Annotated in this window: 20 protein-coding genes and 1 other RNA gene; 10 read left to right on the forward strand and 11 right to left on the reverse strand. The window is 66.1% G+C overall.

Annotated features, from left to right (window positions below):
• Positions 1–275: 275 nt before the first annotated feature.
• On the reverse strand, positions 276–1,256 hold the full coding sequence (locus LU671_RS02190; RefSeq protein ID WP_232854818.1) for an NADPH:quinone oxidoreductase family protein: 981 nt from the start codon (positions 1,254–1,256) through the stop codon (positions 276–278).
• A 157-nt stretch (positions 1,257–1,413) separates the two neighbouring features.
• On the opposite strand from LU671_RS02190, the gene LU671_RS02195 reads away from it, so the two are divergent.
• Entirely contained in the window at positions 1,414–1,815 is a 402-nt protein-coding gene (locus tag LU671_RS02195; RefSeq protein WP_110734175.1) for a flagellar basal body-associated protein FliL, read from the forward strand.
• On the opposite strand, the gene LU671_RS02200 is transcribed toward LU671_RS02195, so the two are convergent.
• The 4 genes from LU671_RS02200 to LU671_RS02215 all read right to left on the reverse strand — a co-directional run bounded on the left by LU671_RS02200 (position 1,816) and on the right by LU671_RS02215 (position 7,148).
• Complete coding sequence (locus LU671_RS02200; protein WP_232854819.1) at positions 1,816–2,925, reverse strand: ABC transporter permease; 1,110 nt, start codon at positions 2,923–2,925, stop codon at positions 1,816–1,818. It lies immediately after the preceding gene.
• A complete protein-coding gene (gene rbbA / locus LU671_RS02205; RefSeq protein WP_232854820.1) occupies positions 2,926–5,649 on the reverse strand; it encodes a ribosome-associated ATPase/putative transporter RbbA in 2,724 nt (907 codons plus the stop codon). It abuts the gene before it with no gap.
• Positions 5,646–6,605, reverse strand: coding sequence for an HlyD family secretion protein (locus tag LU671_RS02210; protein WP_050703321.1), 960 nt, complete (start codon positions 6,603–6,605; stop codon positions 5,646–5,648). Before LU671_RS02210 ends, rbbA begins: the two co-directional genes overlap by 4 nt.
• Positions 6,606–6,698: 93 nt before the next feature.
• Complete coding sequence (locus LU671_RS02215; RefSeq protein ID WP_232854821.1) at positions 6,699–7,148, reverse strand: EVE domain-containing protein; 450 nt, start codon at positions 7,146–7,148, stop codon at positions 6,699–6,701.
• A 176-nt stretch (positions 7,149–7,324) separates the two neighbouring features.
• On the opposite strand from LU671_RS02215, the gene LU671_RS02220 reads away from it, so the two are divergent.
• On the forward strand, positions 7,325–7,480 hold the full coding sequence (locus tag LU671_RS02220) for a hypothetical protein (protein ID WP_203648837.1): 156 nt from the start codon (positions 7,325–7,327) through the stop codon (positions 7,478–7,480).
• Between the two features lie 7 nt (positions 7,481–7,487).
• Here the strand turns inward: LU671_RS02220 and LU671_RS02225 are convergent, their stop codons facing one another.
• From LU671_RS02225 to LU671_RS02240, 4 genes are all read right to left on the reverse strand, one after another.
• Positions 7,488–8,096 (reverse strand): 5-formyltetrahydrofolate cyclo-ligase, encoded by a 609-nt coding sequence (locus tag LU671_RS02225; RefSeq protein ID WP_232854822.1) that lies wholly within the window; start codon positions 8,094–8,096, stop codon positions 7,488–7,490.
• A gap of 61 nt (positions 8,097–8,157) precedes the next feature.
• Positions 8,158–8,337, reverse strand: a non-coding RNA gene (gene ssrS, locus LU671_RS02230) — 6S RNA.
• A 17-nt stretch (positions 8,338–8,354) separates the two neighbouring features.
• Positions 8,355–8,672 (reverse strand): cell division protein ZapA, encoded by a 318-nt coding sequence (locus LU671_RS02235; RefSeq protein WP_203648834.1) that lies wholly within the window; start codon positions 8,670–8,672, stop codon positions 8,355–8,357.
• Positions 8,669–8,878, reverse strand: a complete 210-nt coding sequence (locus LU671_RS02240) for a TIGR02449 family protein (RefSeq protein ID WP_023631616.1) — start codon at positions 8,876–8,878, stop codon at positions 8,669–8,671. The genes LU671_RS02235 and LU671_RS02240 overlap by 4 nt, the downstream gene beginning before the upstream one ends.
• A 146-nt stretch (positions 8,879–9,024) precedes the next feature.
• On the opposite strand from LU671_RS02240, the gene LU671_RS02245 reads away from it, so the two are divergent.
• Genes LU671_RS02245 through LU671_RS02265 form a run of 5 tightly spaced genes read left to right on the forward strand, consistent with a single transcriptional unit; the run spans position 9,025 to position 13,837 of the window.
• Positions 9,025–9,579, forward strand: a complete 555-nt coding sequence (locus tag LU671_RS02245) for a YecA/YgfB family protein (RefSeq protein WP_232854823.1) — start codon at positions 9,025–9,027, stop codon at positions 9,577–9,579.
• Between the two features lie 21 nt (positions 9,580–9,600).
• Positions 9,601–10,935: a Xaa-Pro aminopeptidase gene (gene pepP / locus LU671_RS02250; RefSeq protein WP_232854824.1), complete on the forward strand. Its 1,335-nt coding sequence runs from the start codon at positions 9,601–9,603 to the stop codon at positions 10,933–10,935.
• The gene (gene ubiH, locus LU671_RS02255) at positions 10,932–12,131 is read left to right on the forward strand and encodes a 2-octaprenyl-6-methoxyphenyl hydroxylase (RefSeq protein ID WP_186712116.1); all 1,200 of its coding nucleotides are present in this window, start codon (positions 10,932–10,934) and stop codon (positions 12,129–12,131) included. Before pepP ends, ubiH begins: the two co-directional genes overlap by 4 nt.
• Positions 12,128–12,610, forward strand: coding sequence for a DUF4442 domain-containing protein (locus tag LU671_RS02260; RefSeq protein WP_203648827.1), 483 nt, complete (start codon positions 12,128–12,130; stop codon positions 12,608–12,610). The genes ubiH and LU671_RS02260 overlap by 4 nt, the downstream gene beginning before the upstream one ends.
• A gap of 9 nt (positions 12,611–12,619) precedes the next feature.
• Positions 12,620–13,837, forward strand: a complete 1,218-nt coding sequence (locus tag LU671_RS02265) for a 2-octaprenyl-3-methyl-6-methoxy-1,4-benzoquinol hydroxylase (RefSeq protein WP_203652568.1) — start codon at positions 12,620–12,622, stop codon at positions 13,835–13,837.
• Between the two features lie 33 nt (positions 13,838–13,870).
• Here the strand turns inward: LU671_RS02265 and LU671_RS02270 are convergent, their stop codons facing one another.
• On the reverse strand, positions 13,871–14,671 hold the full coding sequence (locus tag LU671_RS02270) for a phosphatase PAP2 family protein (RefSeq protein ID WP_232854825.1): 801 nt from the start codon (positions 14,669–14,671) through the stop codon (positions 13,871–13,873).
• Positions 14,672–14,779: 108 nt separating this feature from the next.
• Here LU671_RS02270 and hslO point away from each other — a divergent pair, with 108 nt between their 5' ends.
• From hslO to LU671_RS02285, 3 genes are all read left to right on the forward strand, one after another.
• A complete protein-coding gene (gene hslO / locus LU671_RS02275) occupies positions 14,780–15,682 on the forward strand; it encodes an Hsp33 family molecular chaperone HslO (protein WP_232854826.1) in 903 nt (300 codons plus the stop codon).
• 179 nt (positions 15,683–15,861) lie between these two features.
• Positions 15,862–17,403 (forward strand): phosphoenolpyruvate carboxykinase, encoded by a 1,542-nt coding sequence (locus LU671_RS02280; protein ID WP_186712112.1) that lies wholly within the window; start codon positions 15,862–15,864, stop codon positions 17,401–17,403.
• 216 nt (positions 17,404–17,619) lie between these two features.
• Complete coding sequence (locus LU671_RS02285; RefSeq protein ID WP_186712110.1) at positions 17,620–18,054, forward strand: acyl-CoA thioesterase; 435 nt, start codon at positions 17,620–17,622, stop codon at positions 18,052–18,054.
• Here LU671_RS02285 and LU671_RS02290 read toward each other — a convergent pair.
• The gene (locus LU671_RS02290; RefSeq protein WP_232854827.1) at positions 18,044–18,700 is read right to left on the reverse strand and encodes a response regulator; all 657 of its coding nucleotides are present in this window, start codon (positions 18,698–18,700) and stop codon (positions 18,044–18,046) included. The genes LU671_RS02285 and LU671_RS02290 overlap by 11 nt on opposite strands.
• Between the last annotated feature and the right edge of the window lie 78 nt (positions 18,701–18,778).

Genomic DNA, 18,778 nt, shown 5'->3' on the forward strand with positions numbered 1-18,778 from the left:
AGCTGATGGCGACAGACGTTTGCTGGTCCGGTGGTCCGGTCGATATACCCTATTCGTTTAGAAAAAGTTTATGAACTACCGTTTAGGAATATGGATAGAAGAACTGCAGGGTCGGCCCTGTCGTGCAGGGAAATGCTATCCCTGTGGGAGCGGGCTTGTCGGACCGCCGCACCGCCGCGAACACCGGCGAAGCCGGTGCCATACACCGCGCTGGATTCTTCGCGGGTAAACCCGCTCCCACAGGGTTAAGTCAAATCAATGGTTTACGTGAGCGGTCAGCGCGGGATCGTCACCACCAGCTTGCCCACCGCCTGGCGCTGCGCCAGGCGTTCGATCGCCGCGCCACCCTCGGCCAGTGCAAAGGTCTGCGACACCAGCGGCTTCAACTTGCCTTCGGCGTGCCAGGCGAACAGCTGGCGGAAGTTGGCCGCGTTGTCCTCCGGCTGGCGCTGGGCGAAGGCGCCCCAGAACACCCCGAGCACCGCCGCGCCCTTGAGCAGGGTCAGGTTCACCGGCAGTTGCGGGATCGTGCCGCTGGCAAAGCCCACCACCAGCAACCGCCCGTTCCACGCCAGCCCGCGCACGGCCTGGTCGAACAGCGCGCCGCCGACCGGGTCGTAGATCACGTCCACGCCCTGGCCGCCGGTCAGGCGCTTGATCTCGTCCTTGAGGTTGGCCTGGCTGTAGTCGATCAGTTCGTCGGCCCCGGCCGCCTGGGCGATTGCCAGTTTCTCGGCGCTGCTGGCCGCGGCGATCACCCGCGCGCCCAGGGCCTTGCCGATTTCCACCGCCGCCAGCCCGACGCCGCCCGAGGCGCCGAGCACCAGCAGGGTTTCGCCGGCCTTGAGCTGGCCGCGCTGGGTCAGGGCGTGCATCGAGGTGCCGTAGGTCATGCCGAACGCGGCGGCGGTGGTGAAGTCCATGCCCGCCGGGATCGGCAGCACGTTGTAGAACGGCACCGCCACCCGCTCGGCGAAGGCGCCCCAGCCGGTCAGGGCCATGACCCGGTCGCCGACCTTGAACGCGCCGGCCTTCTCGCCGACCGCGGCCACCACGCCGGCCGCCTCACCACCCGGGGCGAACGGCAGCGGCGGCTGGAACTGGTACTTGCCTTCGATGATCAGGGTGTCGGGGAAGTTGACCCCGGCGGCGTGCACGTCGAGGAGGATCTCGTTCTTCTTGGGCGCGGGGCTGGCGACCTCTTCCAGGACCAGGTCCCGCGCCGGGCCCAGGGCTTTGCACAACAAGGCTTTCATCAGGGCTATTCCTTTGCGTGTGGTGGCCGATAAGTGTAGGAGGGCCACCCCCAGGGTCAACGAGCATGGCCGGCCCTGATGAGCCGGCATAAGCCCGGGCTTGGGTTTGGCCGGCGCGCTGGGTAAGCTGGCGCCAACTGTATTGAGGAGCGAATTCGTGAAAGCGTGGATCTTGATGGTGCTGGCCCTGATGCTGCCAGTGGCGGCGATGGCCGAGGAAAAGGAAGGCGAGCCCAAGGTCGCCTACATCAGCCTCAGCCCGCCCTTCGTCGGCAACTACGCCCTCGACGGCAGCCCCAAGCTGCGTGTGTTCAAGGCCGACGTCGCCCTGCGCGTGACTGGCGATGCCGCCGCCACCGCGGTCAAGCACCACGAGCCGCTGATCCGCAACCAGCTGGTGGCGCTGTTCACCCAGCAGGGCGTGGACAACATGAGCAACGTCGAGGCCAAGGAAAAACTGCGTCAGGAAGCCCTGAAGCAGGTGCAGCAGGTGATGGAGTCCGAAGAGGGCAAGCCGATCGTCGAGGACCTGCTGTTCAACAACCTGATCGTGCAGTGATCAGGCGGCGAGGCTGCGGCGAAAGCGCGCCAGGGCCACGCCGAAGAACACCAGGCCGATCGCGGCCAGGGCCGCCACATCCGGCCACACCACGTTCAGTCCGGCGTCGCGGAACAGGATCGCCGCGCCGAGGCTGACGAAGTGGGTCGAGGGCGAGCCCTGCATGACCCACTGCAGCCACTGCGGCATGCTGTCCAGCGGCGTGCTGCCCCCCGAGAGCAGCAGCATCGGGATGATCACCGGGATCGCCAGCAGGCCGAACTGCGGCGTCGAGCGCGCCAGGGTGGCGAGGAAGATACCCAGCGCCGTGCTGGCAAACAGGTACAGCGCGGTCACCCCCAGGAACAGCCCCATGGAGCCCGCCAGCGGCACGCCCAGGGCGCCCTTGACCACCACTTCAAGCGATATCCAGGTACAGGCCACCACCACCAGGGCGTTGCTGGCGATCTTCGCCAGCATGATTTCCAGCGCCGTCAGCGGCAGCACCAGCAGGTGATCGAGGGTGCCGTGCTCACGCTCGCGCAGCAGCGCGGTGCCGGTGAGGACGATGGCCAGGATGGTGATGTTGTTGACGATCTGGATCACCGCCAGGAACCAGCCTCCTTCCAGGTTGGGGTTGAACAGGGCTTTCGGGTTGAGCAGGGCCGGGCTGCTGGTGCCGCGGCCGGCGTACTCCAGCAGTTCGCGCTCGAAGATCCGGCCGATGTAGCCGGCCCCCATGAAGGCCTGGCTCATGGCCGTGGCATCGACGTTGACCTGCAGCTCCGGCGAGCGCCCGGCCAGCAGGTCGGCCTGGAAGTTCACCGGCACGTTGACCACGAAGGTGTACTGGCCGCTGTCCATGGCCTGGTCCAGGCGATCCGCCGGCAGTGCCACGGCGGGCTGGAACTCCGGCGGCTGCAGCGATTCGGCGAGCTTGCGCGAGACGGCGCCGTGGTCTTCGTCGACCACCGCGACACTGGCGTTGTGCACGCCGATCACGGAGCCTGCGGCGGGCATGTAGATCGCCACGCTGAAGGCGTACAGCAGGAACAGCAGCAACACGCTGTCGTGACGCAGGCTGGTGAGTTCCTTCAGGCCCAGGCGCAGGGTGTGGGAGAGGCGGCTCATTCAGGCCTCCTGCTTTTTCAGCATGGCCAGGCTCAGCCCGGTGAAGGCGGCGAAGAAGCCCAGCAGCGCCAGGCACTGCGGCCACAGCTCGCGCAGGCCCAGGGCCTTGGTGAAGGTACCGACGGCAATGTCGAGGAAGTAGCCGGCCGGGAACAGCTGGCCCATCAGCGCCGCCGCGCCGTCCAGCGACGAGCGCGGCACGATCAGGCCGGAGAACTGGATGGTCGGCAGGCTGGTGATGATCATGGTGCCGAGGATCGCTGCTATCTGCGTGCGGGTGAAGGCCGAGATCAGCAGGCCCAGGCTGGTGGTCGCCAGCAGGTAGGCCAGGCCACCGCAAGCGAGGGCCAGCGGGCTGCCCTTGAGCGGCACGCCGAACAGCCAGCGGTTCATCGCCACCAGCAGCGCCAGGTTGACCAGGCTCACCGCGAGGTAGGGCGCCTGTTTGCCGAGCAGGAACTCCAGGCGGGTCAGGGGCGTGGCGTAGAAGTTGGTGATCGAGCCCAGTTCCTTTTCCCGGACGATGCCCAGCGCGGTGAGCATGGCCGGGATGAAGGCCAGGATCAGTGCCATGACGCCGGGGCCGATGGCGTTCACGCTGACCACGTCCTGGTTGTAGCGAAAGCGCGTTTCCAGGCGTACCGGCTGCTGGCGCGCCACCGGGTGCGGGCCGAGGGCGGCCAGCTGCTCAAGGTTGGCCTGGTGCACGGCCTCCACATAGTTGCGGCTGGTCTCGGCGCGAAACGGCATGCCGCCATCGAGCCAGGCGGCCACCACCGGCTGGCGCCCGGCATGCAGGTCGCGGCCGAAACCCGGCGGGATTTCCAGGGCCAGCTTGATCTCCGAGCGTTGCAGGCGCTGGTGCAGCTGGCGGGCATCGCGAATCGGCGCCTGCTCGGCGAAGTAGCGCGAGCCCCGGAAGGCCTCGAGGTAGGTGCGGCTCTGCGGACTTTGGTCCTGGTCGTATACGGCGAAGGCGAGGTTCTCTACATCCAGCGAGATGCCGTAGCCGAAGATCACCATCATGAACAGCGCGCCAAGCAGGGCGAAGGCCAGGCGCACCTTGTCGCGCAGCAGCTCCTTGCCTTCGCGGCTGGCCACCGCCAGCAGGCGGCGCAGGCTGAAGGCCTGGCGCAAGGCGGGCGCTGGGGCGGCGGCCTGTTCCAACCCTGCATCGGCCTGCGCCTGGGCGGGCGCGTCCTGGGCTTGTTCGAGGCAGCGCACGAAGGCGTCTTCCAGGGTCTCGCCGCCGAACTGGCGCTGCAGCGCCAGCGGGGTGTCGCAGGCCAGCACCCGACCGGCGTGCATCAGCGAGATGCGGTCGCAGCGCAGGGCCTCGTTCATGAAATGGGTGGACAGGAAGATGGTTACGCCCTGCTCGCGGGACAACTCCACCAGCAGGCGCCAGAAGTCGTCGCGGGCCGCCGGGTCGACCCCCGAGGTCGGCTCGTCGAGGATCAGCACTTCCGGGCGGTGCAATACCGCCACGGCCAGCGACAGGCGTTGGCGCAGGCCCAGGGGCAGGGCGCCGGACGGCTGGTCGGCAATGGCGCCTAAGTCGAAGCGTTCGATGAGCTCGGCGATGCGCGGCGCGCTGTCGGCCTTGGCCAGGTCGAACAGGCGGGCGTGCAGTTCGAGGTTCTGTCGGGCGCTCAGTTCGCCATACAGCGAATAGCTCTGGGACATGAAGCCGACCCGCTTGCGCGTGGCCAGGTCGCCGGCATCCACCGGGCGGCCGAGCAGGCTGGCGCTACCCTCGCTGGCCGGCATCAGGCCGGTGAGCACCTTCATGGTGGTGGTCTTGCCGCAGCCGTTGGAGCCGAGGAAACCGAAGATCTCGCCGCGGCCGATGGCGAAGCTGACCTTGTTCACTGCAGTGAAGTCACCGAAGCGCAGGGTCAGGTCGTGGGCCTCGATGGCGATAGGCCCGTCGTCGGCCTGGCGTTGCGGAATGCGCAGGGGCTCGGGCTGTGCGCGGCCGGCGCCCTGGAAGTGGGTGAAGGCGTCGTCCAGCTTGCCGCTGGGCGTAACCGCCGCCAGTTCGCGGCTGAGGCCGGCGGCCAGCAGGCGGCCAGCGTCGAGCATCAGGCAATGCTCGAACTGCTCGGCCTCTTCCATGTAGGCGGTGGCCACCAGCAGGGTCAGCTGCGGGCGCTGGGCGCGCACCTGCTCGACCAGCTCCCAGAAGCGCCGTCGCGACAGCGGGTCGACGCCGGTGGTCGGCTCGTCGAGGATCAGCAGGTCTGGCTCGTGGATCAGCGCGCAGCACAGCCCCAGCTTCTGCTTCATGCCGCCCGAGAGCTTGCCGGCCGGGCGCTCGGCGAAGCGCTCCAGGTCGGTGGCGCGCAGCAGGCTGGTCATGCGTTGCTCGCATTCGGCGCGGCCCAGGCCGAACAGGGTGGCGAAGAAACGGATGTTCTCGCGGATCGACAGCTCCGGGTACAGGTTGTTGCCCAGGCCCTGGGGCATGAAGGCAACCTTGGGATACAGCGCGGTGCGGTGGCGGCGCTGGCGGATCGAGCCACCGAGCACCTGCAACTCGCCTTGTTGCAGGCGCTTGACCCCGGCGATCAGTCCAAGCAGGGTCGACTTGCCGGCGCCGTCCGGGCCGATCAGGCCGCAGCGGGTCCCGGCCGGCAGGCTGAACGCGAGGGTGTGCAAGGACTGCAGGTCGCCATAGCGATGGCTGACACCCTCGGCCCGCAGGGCGATCGCCGCGTTCATTGCAGGTTGGCCGGCCAGCCCACATCGGCGGTGCGCACGTACCCGGCGCCGGGCATGCCTGGCTTGGCCTGGGGCACGGCACTTGGTTCGGTCAGGCGCAGCTTGACCCGGAACACCAATTTTTGCCGCTCATCGCGGGTCTCGACCTGTTTCGGAGTGAACTGCGCCTTGGCCGCGACGAACGCCACCTTGGCCGGCAGGGCCTTGTCCGGCAGGGCGTCGAGCACGATCCGCGCCTGGTCGCCGACGGTCAGCCGGCCGGTGGTGGCGGCGGGCAGGTAGAGGTTCATGTACTGGTCGCTGGGGTCGATCAGCATCAGCACCCGGCCACCGGCGCCGAGCACTTCGCCGGGTTCGGCCAGGCGCAGCTGGATGATGCCGTCGATGGGCGCGCGCAGGCTGCTGTCGTCGATCTCGCTGGTGAGCTGGGCGACCTGGGCCTCGGCGGCGCCGATGGCGGCCTTGATCGCCGCCAACTGGGCCCGGGCCGCGACCACGGCCGCGGTGGCGGTGTCGTAGCGGGCCTGCTGCTGGTCGAGCAACTGCTGGCTGGCGAACTTGCGCTGGTAGATCTCGCGCACCCGCTTGAGTTCCTGGCTGGCCAGCAACAGTTCGCTCTGGCGCAGCTGAACGCTGGCCTGGGCGGCGGCATAATTCTCGCGGGCGCGCAGCACTTCGGCCTCGGCCTGGCTACGCTGGGCCTCCATCGTGCGGGTGTCGATGCGTGCCAGCAACTGGCCGCGGGTGACCTTGTCGCCTTCGTCGACCAGCACCTCGGCCAGGCGCCCGGGGATCTTGCTGGCGATCTGCACCTCGGTGGACTCGAGGCGTCCGTTGCCCATGCTCAGGCCTTCGGGCAGGCGGTCGTGAAGAGACTTCCAGTAGCCCAGCCCGCCTGCCGCCAGCAACAGCAATACCAGGGCGGAGGCGAAGATTCTGGGGGCTTTTCTATTCATCGGTCTGCATCCTGCGGCTAGCACGCCTTATCCTGGCGCGACGCGCTTCCTTGCGCGTTGATATTGGTCAAACCCCTGACAATAGCCGCACAATCAGCTCAGCGCGAGGATCGCCGCCCATTGTTCTGCGGTCACCGGCATCACCGACAGGCGGCTGCCCTTTTGCACCAGTGGCAGTTCCTCGAGCGCCGCCTGCTGCTTGAGCAGGCCCAGGCCAAGCACCTGGCGGAAGGTCCGCACATGCTCGACGTCCACCGCGCTCCACGGGTTCTTCTCGGCGCTGGCCTTGGCGTCGTGGTAGTGGCTGTGCGGATCCAGGGCGGTTGGATCCGGGTAGGCGGCGGCGCTGATCCGGGCGATGCCGGCGATCCCCGGTTGCGGGCAGCTGGAGTGGTAGAAGAAGAATTCGTCGCCTACGCTCATGGCCCGCAGGAAATTGCGTGCCTGGTAGTTGCGCACCCCGTCCCAGCGGGCGTTGCCCAAGCGTGCCAAGGCTTCGATGGAGAGCTCGTCGGGCTCGGATTTCATCAGCCAGTAGGCCATGGATGCTGCTCCTGAAAGAGTTTGAAATAACTCGTTGCATGAAACCGACAGTCGGTTGGCGTCAACGTTTGCCTGGCGACTCATGTTGTCGGAAAATGCGCCGATTTTAAGCTATACGCTCCGGCCGCCATCAAGAAAGCCGCCGAGCCTGGACAGTTGTTCTTGGGGGACGATCAATGAAACAACGTAAACCGGACCTGCTCTGGATTCTGGCCTTCGTCTTCGGGCTGGGCGTGGTCACCACCGGTTACGCGCAAGGCTTCTGGGAACGCAAGCTGGATGCCGCCTACCAGCAGGCGCCTGTTGATCCGGCGCAGCAACAGCACCGCTGATCGCACCTCACTTCGGTGCCAGGTACCAACCTCGGTCCGAGACCGTGCCTTGCAACGGTACATCCCAGCTCGCCTGGTTGAGCCGCTCCACTTTCTGGCATTCGTGCGCCAGCCCCAGCAGCAAGGGCTTTTTCCATGTCTGGCGCCGGCCCTGGTAGGCCAGGCTGCGGTCATAGAAGCCACCGCCCATGCCCAGGCGCCCCCCCACCTCGTCGAAACCGACCAGCGGCAGCAGGATCAGGTCCAGCGCCCAGATCGGCCGTTGCCGCTTGCGTTCGATCACCGGCTCCAGGATGCGAAAACGGTTGGGCCGCAGTGCCTCGCCGGCCTCGAAGCGCTGGAACACCATGCGCGTGCGCGGCCAGGCGTGCAGCACCGGCAAGTAGACGCGCTTGCCGCGCTTGTGCGCCTCGCGCAGCAGCAGGCGTGGGTCGATCTCGCCGTCATTGGGCAGGTACAGGGCGATATGCCGGGCGCGGCGGAACAGCGGATCCTGCGCCAGTTGGCGATACAGACCTTCGGCGGCCTGGCGTTGCTGGGCGGGTGTGAGTGCGCGGCGGGCATTGCGCAGGAAGCGGCGAAGCTGGGGGCGGGTGAGCGGCGCGGTGTCGGTCATGGCACGGGCGATCCCAGAAGAAACGAAAAGCCCGCCGTTGGAGGCGGGCAGTTCTGAATGCAGGCTCCCCGACAAGACCGCTATCGGTGTAGCCCTTGAACCCGAAAGTTCAAGGTGGAGATTGCAGGGGGCGTTAAGGCTTTCCGTCGGGCGGACATGCACACCGGCCCCAGCGTGCAACCCCCGTGGTTGTGCGTATCGGCTCAGGGACATAACCGACTGGCGCATCCCCCAGGGAGTGGCGCCAGTATACCAATCTCAGTCGCTTTTGCTAACCGGATCGTCGGACAGGGCCTGATCGACCCGTTCCAGCAGGTCGCGCACCTGCTCGCGGGTGGTGCCGCCGCTGGTCGCTTCGGGGCGTTCCTGGCGGTGCAGCAGCTCGTGGGTGATGTTCAGCGCGGCCATCACGGCGATGCGGTCAGCGCCGATCACCTTGCCGCTGCTGCGGATCTCGCGCATCTTGCCGTCCAGGTAACGAGCGGCGCCGACCAGGTTGTTGCGCTCCTCGGGCGGGCAGATGATCGAGTATTCCTTGTCGAGGATCTGGACGGTGACGCTATTGCTTGAACTCATGAGTCTTGCTCCAGGGCCTTGAGGCGCAGGATCATCGATTCGATCTTGCGTTTGGCGATCTCGTTCTTTTCGATCAGGTGGGCGCGTTCCTCGCGCCAGGATCGTTCCTGAGCTACTAAGAGTGCGTTTTGCCGCTTTAGTTGCTCGACCCGTTCGATCAGCAACTCGAACCGGCTCATCAGTGCTTGCAGGTCGTTCTCTTGCATGGGTTGCACTCGATTCCTTCACTCGCCTGGCGATCATGCCTGCCCCAAGGGCGCGACGGCCAGTGCCGATGGTCTTGGCGCGCCTGCCGGTGCTAGGATACAAGGTCTCCATTCTAGTCATTGCGCCGTCTGGCGCCTAGCTGCCCATGCCCAATACCCAATCGCCCTACATCGCCTTCGCCATGTTGCTTTCGAGCAATGGCCACCCCGTCACCCCTGCCGAGCTGCATGGCCTGCTGATCGGTCGCAGTTGCGCCGGCGCCGGCTTCGATGCCGATGCCTGGCTGGCCGATGCCGCCCAGTTGCTCGAGACCGAGCCCGGTGACTCGGTGCGCAACGCCCTGGTCGGCCTGCAAGAGATGGTCAAGGCCGAGCTGACCGGCGAGGACGTCGCCATCGTCCTGCTGCTGCCTTCCGATGATGCCGCACTCAGCGACCGCGCCACCGCGCTGGGGCAGTGGTGCCAGGGCTTCATCACCGGCTTCGGCCTGAACGCCGGCGGCAAGGACCTGTCCACCGATGCCAAGGAAGTGCTCCAGGACCTGGTGGCCATTTCCCAGGTCCAGGAAGCGCTGGAAGAGTCCGAGGACGGCGAGAGCGACTACATGGAGGTCATGGAGTACCTGCGCGTCGCCCCGCTGCTGCTGTACACGGAGCTGGCCGCACCCGCCGCGCCCGCGCCAAAGCCATCGCTGCACTGATCTGAACGGGGTCGTTTGCCCATGAGCCACATACCCAAGGCGGAGTACGCCCGTCGGCGCAAGGCGCTGATGGCGCAGATGGTCCCCAACAGCATCGCCATCCTGCCGGCCGCGGCGGTCGCTATCCGCAACCGCGACGTCGAGCATGTCTACCGCCAGGACAGCGATTTCCAGTACCTGAGCGGCTTCCCCGAGCCTGAGGCGGTGATCGCCCTGATTCCGGGGCGCGAGCATGGCGAGTACGTATTGTTCTGCCGCGAGCGCAACCCCGAGCGCGAGCAGTGGGACGGCCTGCGTGCTGGCCAGGAAGGCGCAGTGCGTGATTTCGGCGCCGACGATGCCTTCCCCATCAGTGATATCGACGAGATCCTGCCGGGCCTGATCGAAGGCCGCGAGCGGGTCTACAGCAACATGGGCAGCAACGCCGAGTTCGACCGCCGGCTGATGGAGTGGATCAACGTGATCCGCTCCAAGGCCCGCCTCGGCGCCCAGCCGCCGAACGAGTTCGTTGCCCTGGATCATCTGCTGCACGACATGCGCCTGTATAAATCGGCGGCGGAAGTGAAGGTCATGCGCGAGGCCGCGGCGATCTCAGCCCGTGCCCATGTGCGCGCCATGCAGGCCTGCCGGGCCGGGCTGTACGAGTACAGCCTGGAAGCCGAGCTGGACTACGAGTTCCGCAAGGGCGGGGCGAAGATGCCGGCCTACGGCTCGATCGTCGCTGCCGGGCGCAATGGCTGCATCCTGCACTATCAGCAGAATGATGCGCCGCTCAAGGAAGGTGACCTGGTGCTGATCGACGCCGGTTGCGAGATCGACTGCTACGCCAGCGACATCACCCGCACCTTCCCGGTCAGCGGGCGCTTCTCGCCGGAACAGAAAGCCATCTACGAGCTGGTGCTCGCAGCCCAGGCCGCGGCGTTCGCCGAGATCGCCCCGGGCAAGCACTGGAACCACGCCCACGAGGCGACCGTGCGGGTGATCACCGAAGGGCTGGTGGCGCTGGGCCTGCTCAAGGGCGAGGTGCAGGCATTGATCGACAGCGAGGCCTACCGTGCCTTCTACATGCACCGGGCCGGGCACTGGCTGGGCATGGATGTACACGATGTGGGCGAATACAAGGTCGGTGGCCAGTGGCGCGTGCTCGAGCCGGGCATGGCGTTGACCGTCGAGCCCGGCATCTACATCGCCGCCGACAACCAGGCCGTGGCGAAGAAATGGCGCGGCATCGGCGTAAGGATCGAGGACGACGTGGTGGTAACCAGACAAGGCTGTGAAATCCTCACTTCAGGCGTGCCGCGCACGGTCGCCGAGATCGAGGCGCTGATGCACGACGCCCGCAAGGACGCCGCATGAACCGGGTCAACCTGGCGATCATCGGTGGCGGCCTGGTGGGCGCGAGCCTGGCCCTGACGCTGCAGGCCGCGGCCAAGGCCCGTGGCTGGAAGATCCTGCTGATCGAGCCGTTCGCCCCCGGCGACAGCTTCCAGCCCAGCTATGACGCACGCTCCTCGGCGCTGTCCTACGGCACCCGGCAGATCTATGAGCGCCTGGGGCTGTGGCAGACCATCAGCCGCCGCGCCGAGCCGATCCGGCAGATCCAGGTGTCCGACCGCGGCCGCTTTGGCGGCACCCGCCTGGACGCCCTGGAGGAGGGCGTGCCGGCACTCGGCTACGTGGTCGAGAACGCCTGGCTTGGCCAGTGCCTGTGGCAGGCGATCGACAACGAAGTGATCAGCTGGCGCTGCCCGGCGCAGGTGCAGGCGATGCAGGCCATCGCCGGTGGCTACCGCCTGCAGCTGGATGACGACACTTCGCTGGAATGCGACCTGGCGGTGCTGGCCGACGGCGGCCGTTCGGGCCTGCGCGAGCAGCTGGGCATCCATGTGCGCAACACGCCCTATGACCAGAGCGCGCTGATCGCCAATATCACCCCGGGTGAAGCCCACGCCGGCCAGGCCTTCGAGCGTTTCACCGAGCAAGGTCCGATGGCCTTGCTGCCGCTGGCGGACAACCGCTGCGCGCTGGTCTGGACCCGCCAGGGGATGGACGCCAGGCGCCTGGCCGAGCTCGACGAGCGCAGCTTCCTGCGCGAGCTGCAGGAGGCCTTTGGCTATCGCCTCGGCGCCCTGCGCCAGGTCGGTGCCCGCCATCTCTACCCACTGTCGCTGGTCGAGGCCGAGGAGCAGGTACGCCCGCACCTGGTGGTGCTGGGCAATGCCGCCCACAGCCTGCACCCGATCGCCGGCCAGGGCTTCAACCTGTCGCTGCGCGACGTGCAATCGCTGGCGGACGCCCTGCTGGCCGGCCCGGCACTGCCGGGCGACCTGGCCACGCTGCAGGCCTATCACCAGCGCCAGCGCCTCGACCAGGCCCTGACCATCGGCTTCTCCGACCAGGTCACCCGCCTGTTCGGCAGCAGCCAGCCACTGCTGGCTGCCGGGCGCAACCTCGGCCTGCTTGGCCTGGACCTGCTGCCACCGGCAAAAAGCTGGTTCGCCCGCCAGGCCATGGGCCTGGGTACCCGCCCCGACCCGCGAGGCCGCCCATGAGCGATGTTCGCCGGCTCGCACGGCGGGCACGGATGCTGCGCTGGTTGTTGAACTTCTACCCGCCCTACCTGGGCGCCGGCATCCATATCCAGGAAATCAGCCCGGACATGCGCAGCGTCAAGGTGCGCATGAAGCTGACACGGTGGAATCGCAACTACGTCGGCACCCAGTTCGGCGGCAGCCTGTACGCGATGGTCGATCCGTTCTACATGCTGCTGCTGATCGAGCAGTTGGGGCGTGAATACATCGTCTGGGACAAGGCCGCCAGCATCGATTTCATCTCGCCGGGCAAGGGCCCGGTGTATGCCCAATTCCACGTCGACGACGCGCTGCTGGACGAGATCCGCCAGCAGACCGCCAGCGGCAAGAAATACCTGCCGCGGTTGCAGGTGGAGATTCGCGACGGCGCCGGTGAGCTGGTGGCGCGGGTCGACAAAACCCTATACGTGCGGCTCAAGCCGCAAGCGAGGCAGGCGTAAGGCATGGAAATGCGCGCAGATCTGTTGATTGTCGGTGCCGGTATGGTCGGCAGCGCCCTGGCCCTGGCCTTGCGCCACAGTGGTCTGGAGGTGCTCCTGCTTGATGGCGGCCCGATGACGGTCAAGCCGTTTGACGGCGAGGCACCTTTCGAACCACGGGTCAGTGCCCTGTCGGCCGCCAGCCAGCGCATTCTCGAGCGCCTCGGCGCCTGGGACGGCATCGCCCGGCGGCGTGTCTCGCCGTACTCGGACATGCATGTCTGGGACGGCAGCGGCACTGGCGAGATCCATTTCTCCGCGGCCAGCGTGCATGCCGAGGTGCTGGGTCATATCGTCGAGAACCGCGTGGTCCAGGATGGCCTGCTGGAGCGTCTGCACGACAGCGATGTCGGGCTGCTGGCCAACGCTCGCCTGGAGCAACTGCGCCGCTCCGGTGATGAGTGGCTGCTGACCCTGGCCGATGGCCGCAAGCTGCGCGCGCCGCTGGTGATCGCCGCCGATGGCGCCAACTCGGCGGTACGCCGCCTGGCCGGCTGTGCAACACGTGAGTGGGATTACCTCCACCACGCCATCGTCACCAGCGTGCGCTGCAGCGAGGCACACAGGGCCACGGCCTGGCAGCGTTTCACCGACGAAGGCCCGCTGGCGTTCCTGCCGCTCAGCCGCGATGGTCGCCAGGACTGGTGCTCGATCGTCTGGTCGACCACCCCGGAGCAGGCCGAGCAGGCCATGGCGATGGACGACGCGGCCTTCCGTCAGGCTCTTGAGCGGGCTTTCGAGGGGCGTCTGGGCGATGTGCTGGAGGCAGATCCGCGGGTCTGCGTGCCGCTGCGCCAGCGCCATGCCAAGCGCTACGTGGAGGAGGGGCTGGCGCTGATCGGTGATGCGGCTCACACCATCCACCCATTGGCCGGGCAGGGAGTCAACCTGGGCTTTCTCGACGCCGCGGTGCTGGCCGAGGAACTGGTCCGTGCCTGCGAGCGTGGCGAGCGCCTGGCCGATGTGAAGGTGCTGAGCCGCTTCGAGCGGCGACGGATGCCGCACAACCTGGCGTTGATGGCGGCGATGGAGGGCTTCGAGCGTTTGTTCCAGGCCAATCCGCTGCCCCTGCGCTGGCTGCGCAACAGCGGCTTGAAGCTGGTAGAGCAGATGCCCGAGGCCAAGGCGCTGTTCGTGCGCCAGGCCCTGGGGTTGTCCGGGGACTTGCCGGAGCTGGCCAGGGCTTGAGGGCCGGGGCCGCCTGGCGGCCCCGGCAATGGATCAGGCGGTGCGCATCACGCTCATGCGCCCGACCAGCGGCAGCTTGCCGAGCAGGCCGAACAGCGGCACCGTCCAGCGCACCAACGCCTCGCTGGCCTTGGCCGCCAGGGGCGTGTGGCAGCTCCAGCCCAGTGCCAGCACCGCCATCAACAGGCCGCCGATGTAGTCGTCCTGCCCCCAATGGGCGCCGGCCACCAGGCGCGGCAGCATGAACAGCAAGGCCAGTGCCCAGATCACCAGGTGCTGCACCAGGCGACGGCTGAACAGGCTCATGAACAGCGCCCAGATCAGCAGCACCGAGGCGTGGTCACCCGGGAAACTCTGGCTGGAGCGGTCCTTCAGTTCCCACTTCGCTTCCATGTGCGGATAGAAGTCGCTCAGGTGCACGGCGTCGTCGAACACCATCGACGGGCTGTTGTGTTGCCAGCCCATTGCGCTGACCCACTTGGAAAACAGCGCGCGAATCACCACTAAGAGGAGTAGGGTCACCAAAAAGCCGAAAAAAGCCTGGCGCGCTTGGGTAGCCCTGAATACCCAATCGCCGCGGATCAGCAGCGACAGCATGATCAGGCCGACCAGGATGTCGAAGGGGCGCAGGCTGCCGACTGCCCAGATCGACCGCCAGACCAGGTTGTCGGCCAGTGGCGCATTGAGGCTGTGGAATAGCCATTCGTCGAAAGTCAGGCACAGGATCTGGCAAACGGGCCACAACCAGAAACACAGTAGTGCGATGGGCAGCAGGGTGCAGGCTGCCAATGGTCCCCAGGACCACCTTGCTTGGAACAGTGGTCGATTGTCCATAAAATACCTCGATATCCAGCAGGAAGTGAGCGCCTTGTGAGCGCTCTGCGACGGACCTTTCGGTCTCCTGTAATTATTTTGTAATCATTTTTAGAAAGCCAGACAACCATGAGCGACTTGCCAGATACCGATTTCACTCAACGCTTCCTGTTCGACGACCGCGACGTGCGCGGCGAGATGGTCGCGCTGGAACGCAGCTACGCCGAGGTGCTGGCCAAGCACGCCTACCCGCAGCCGGTAAAGCATCTGCTCGGTGAACTGATGGCCGCCGCCGCGCTGCTGGTCGGCACCCTGAAGTTCGACGGGCTGCTGGTGCTCCAGGCGCAGTCCCAGGGCCCGGTGCCGCTGCTGGCCATCGAGTACACCAGCGAGCACGACATCCGTGGCCTGGCGCGCTATGAAGCCGAGCAGATCAAGGTGGATGCCAATCTGGCCGACCTGATGCCGGGCGGTCACCTGGTGCTGACCATCATTCCGGTCAACGGCCAGCGCTACCAGGGCACCGTCGAACTGGACGGCAAGGACCTGTCGGAGTGCTTCACCAACTACTTCGTCATGTCACAGCAGGTGAACACCTGCATCTCCCTGGCCGCCGATGGTGCTCGCGCCCGTGGCCTGCTGGTGCAGCAACTGCCGGCCGAGATCCACAAGGACAGCGAGGACCGCGAGGAAAGCTGGGCCCACGTCAAGGCCCTGGCCAGCACCGTGAAGACCGAGGAACTGCTCGGTCTGGACAACGAAACCGTGCTGCACCGCCTGTACCACGAGGACGCGGTTCGCCTGTTCGATATCCAGCCGCTACGCTTCCGTTGCAGCTGCTCGCGCGAGCGTTCCGCCAACGCCCTGGTCAGCCTCGGCGAGCAGGATGCCAAGGCGCTGGTGGCCGAATGCGGCGGCCAGGTCGAGATCGATTGCCAGTTCTGCAACGAGCGCTATCTCTTCGATGCAAGCGATGTCGCGCAATTGTTTGCCGGTGGCGGCACCGAGGCGCCGTCAGAAACTCAGCACTGAAACGGTTAACTACAGGAAAAACTCCTGTCGAATTGCGCAAAAACGCAGTTCTGACAGGAGGGGCCTACTTTTTTTGGGCGTTTCTGGCATAATCCGGCCACTTTTTTCGCTGTAGTAGTTTTTTCGAGACGACTACAAAACGTTTGGAGCACTCGGCCTCGGGCCGGATGGGGTATCTCATGACGCAAGCCAACAACACCGTGTACACCGACCTGAGCGTCGATGAGCTGGTAAAAGAAGCGCTGTCCCGCGGTGAAGGCGTGCTGGCCGATACTGGCGCGCTGGTGGTGGAAACCGGTCATCGCACCGGCCGTTCGCCGGCTGACCGTTTCATCGTCGAAGAACCGTCCACCCAGGACCAGATTGGCTGGGGCCCGATCAACCGCAAGTTCCCGGCCGACAAGTTCGATGCCCTGTGGGACCGCGTCGAGGCGTTCAACAACGCCCAGGATCACTTCGTTTCCTACGTTCACGTAGGCGCTGCGGCCGAGCACTACCTGCCGGTCAAGATGACCACCCAGACCGCCTGGCAGAACCTGTTCGGCCGTTGCCTGTTCATCAACCCCGAGCAGTACAACCCAGCTGGCCGTGGTGAGTGGCAGATCCTCAACGTCGCCAACTTCGAGTGCGTGCCTGAGCGTGACGGCACCAACTCCGATGGCTGCGTGATCATCAACTTCGCCCAGAAGAAGGTGCTGATCGCCGGCATGCGTTACGCCGGTGAAATGAAGAAAGCCATGTTCTCGGTGCAGAACTTCCTGCTGCCGGCCGCCGACGTGCTGCCGATGCACTGCGCCGCCAACATCGGCGAAGAGGGTGACGTCACCCTGTTCTTCGGCCTGTCCGGCACCGGCAAGACCACCCTGTCGGCCGACGAAAGCCGTTACCTGATCGGTGACGACGAGCACGGCTGGGGTGAGGGCGTGGTGTTCAACATCGAAGGCGGTTGCTATGCCAAGTGCATCGACCTCTCCGAGAAGAACGAGCCGGTCATCTGGAAAGCCATCAAGCACGGCGCGGTGCTGGAAAACGTCGTGATCGACGCCAACAAGCACGCCGACTACGCCGACGTGAGCCTGACCCAGAACAGCCGTGCCGCCTACCCGCTGGCGCACGTCGAGAAGGTCTCGGCAGAGAACCTGGGCGGCGAGCCGAACGCGGTCATCTTCCTGACCTGCGACCTGACCGGCGTACTGCCTCCGGTGTCGATCCTGAACAACGAGCAGGCGGCCTACCACTTCCTGTCCGGCTACACCGCGCTGGTCGGTTCCACCGAAATGGGTTCGGGCGGCGGCATCAAGTCGACCTTCTCCACCTGCTTCGGCGCACCGTTCTTCCCGCGTCCGGCCGGCGTTTACGCCGAACTGCTGATCAAGCGTATCAAGGCGTTCGGTTCCAAGGTCTACCTGGTCAACACCGGCTGGACCGGTGGTGGCTACGGCGTCGGCAAGCGTTTCAGCATCCCGACCACCCGTGGCGTGATCGCTGCCATCCAGAGCGGCGCTCTGGTCGGTGCCGAAACCGAGCACCTGGACATCATCAACCTGGACGTGCCGAAGGCTGTTCCAGGCGTCGAGACCGAACTGCTCAACCCACGCAACACCTGGGCTGACAAGGCTGCCTACGACGAAGCCGCCAAGGGCCTGGCCACGCTGTTCACCGAGAACTTCAAGAAGTTCGACGTTTCCGACGCCATCAAGGCCGCTGGTCCGCAGCTCTAAGCTGCTGCCGGTTCGGAAGAAAAGCCGCCCTTCGGGGCGGCTTTTTCGTATCTGAAAGCCCGCTTTGGGTGCTGTGTCTACTGAGGCTATCGCAGGGAAGGCCAGCTCCTACAGGATTTACACACCGTTCCTGAAGGTTTGTCGGATAGCCGCATCAATACAGCACGGCCAGAATCTGTTTCACTTGCAGGGCACCCACCAGAAAGCAGATGCCTCATGACAGAATCCCCCCAACGCTCCGCCTTCTCCCATTTCCACCCCATCCTTACCCGCCCGCAGGACAACGACCATAACGGTCACCTCGCCGGCGCCACCGTGCATGCCTTTTTCGAAACCGCCATCCAGGCCTTCCTGGTCGAACAGGCCGAGCTGGACCTGCGCGACGGTGAGCTGGCCGGCTTCGTCGTCAGCTCGGCGGCGGATTTCTTCGCCTTGCCGGGCTTTCCCGACGTGCTCGAGGTGGGCCTGGGCGTGACGCGCCTGGCGGGCAGTACCGTGGAGTTCCGCCTGGCGCTGTTCCGCCCGGGCGAGGCCGAGGCCTGCGCGGCGGGGAGTGTGGTGCAGGTGTTCATCGAGCGGGCCTCGGGGCGTCCTGTGGCGCTACCGGAGACGCTGCAGCTGATCCTCGCCGGGCTGTCGCTCAATCGTTGAGGCGAATGATCCCCTCGCGCACGGCGAACAGCACCAGGCCGGGCACGTCGTGGATCTGCAGGCGGTGCATGATCTGCGAGCGGTGAGCCTCGACGGTCTTGATGCTTAGGCCCAGGCCGTCGGCGATGGAGCGAGTGGTCTCGCCACGGGCGATCAGGCGCAGGATCTCCAGTTGGCGGGTGGTCAGCGGCGGTGTCTGGACCTGACTGACGACGCGCTTGCGGCTGTGCTTCAGGGCCTGGCCGATGACCATCGGCAGCACCGCCGACGACAGGTACTGGCCGCCACCACGCAGGGTCTGCAGGGCCTGCTCCAGTTCGCTTACCGTGGCGCTCTTGAGCAGGAAGCCATGGGCGCCCAGTTGCAGGCAGCTCATCACATGCTCGAGCTCCGAGCGTGGCGAGAACATCAGCACCCGGCAGGCAGGGGCGCGGATGAACAGCTCCTGCAGGGCCTGCTGGCTGTCCAGCTCGCCGCTCATGTCGAGCACCACGATGTCCGGCTTGAGTTTTTCCGCAAGGCTCACGGCCGTCATGGCATCGCCGGTGTCGCCCACCACGACGAAATCTTTCTTCTGTTCAAGCAGGGCACGCAGGCCGGCGCGGAAGAGCGGCGAGTGATCGGCAAGCAGGATTCGGCAGGGCATGGATAAGGGCCTGTTTCGCAAGGGAAGGGGGGCGGCAGGCCTGCTCGATCCGAAAGCGCACTGCCGCGCGGTTGCGCG

Source organism: Pseudomonas sp. NMI760_13, from assembly GCF_021283245.1.
GTDB lineage: Bacteria > Pseudomonadota > Gammaproteobacteria > Pseudomonadales > Pseudomonadaceae > Aquipseudomonas > Aquipseudomonas peradeniyensis.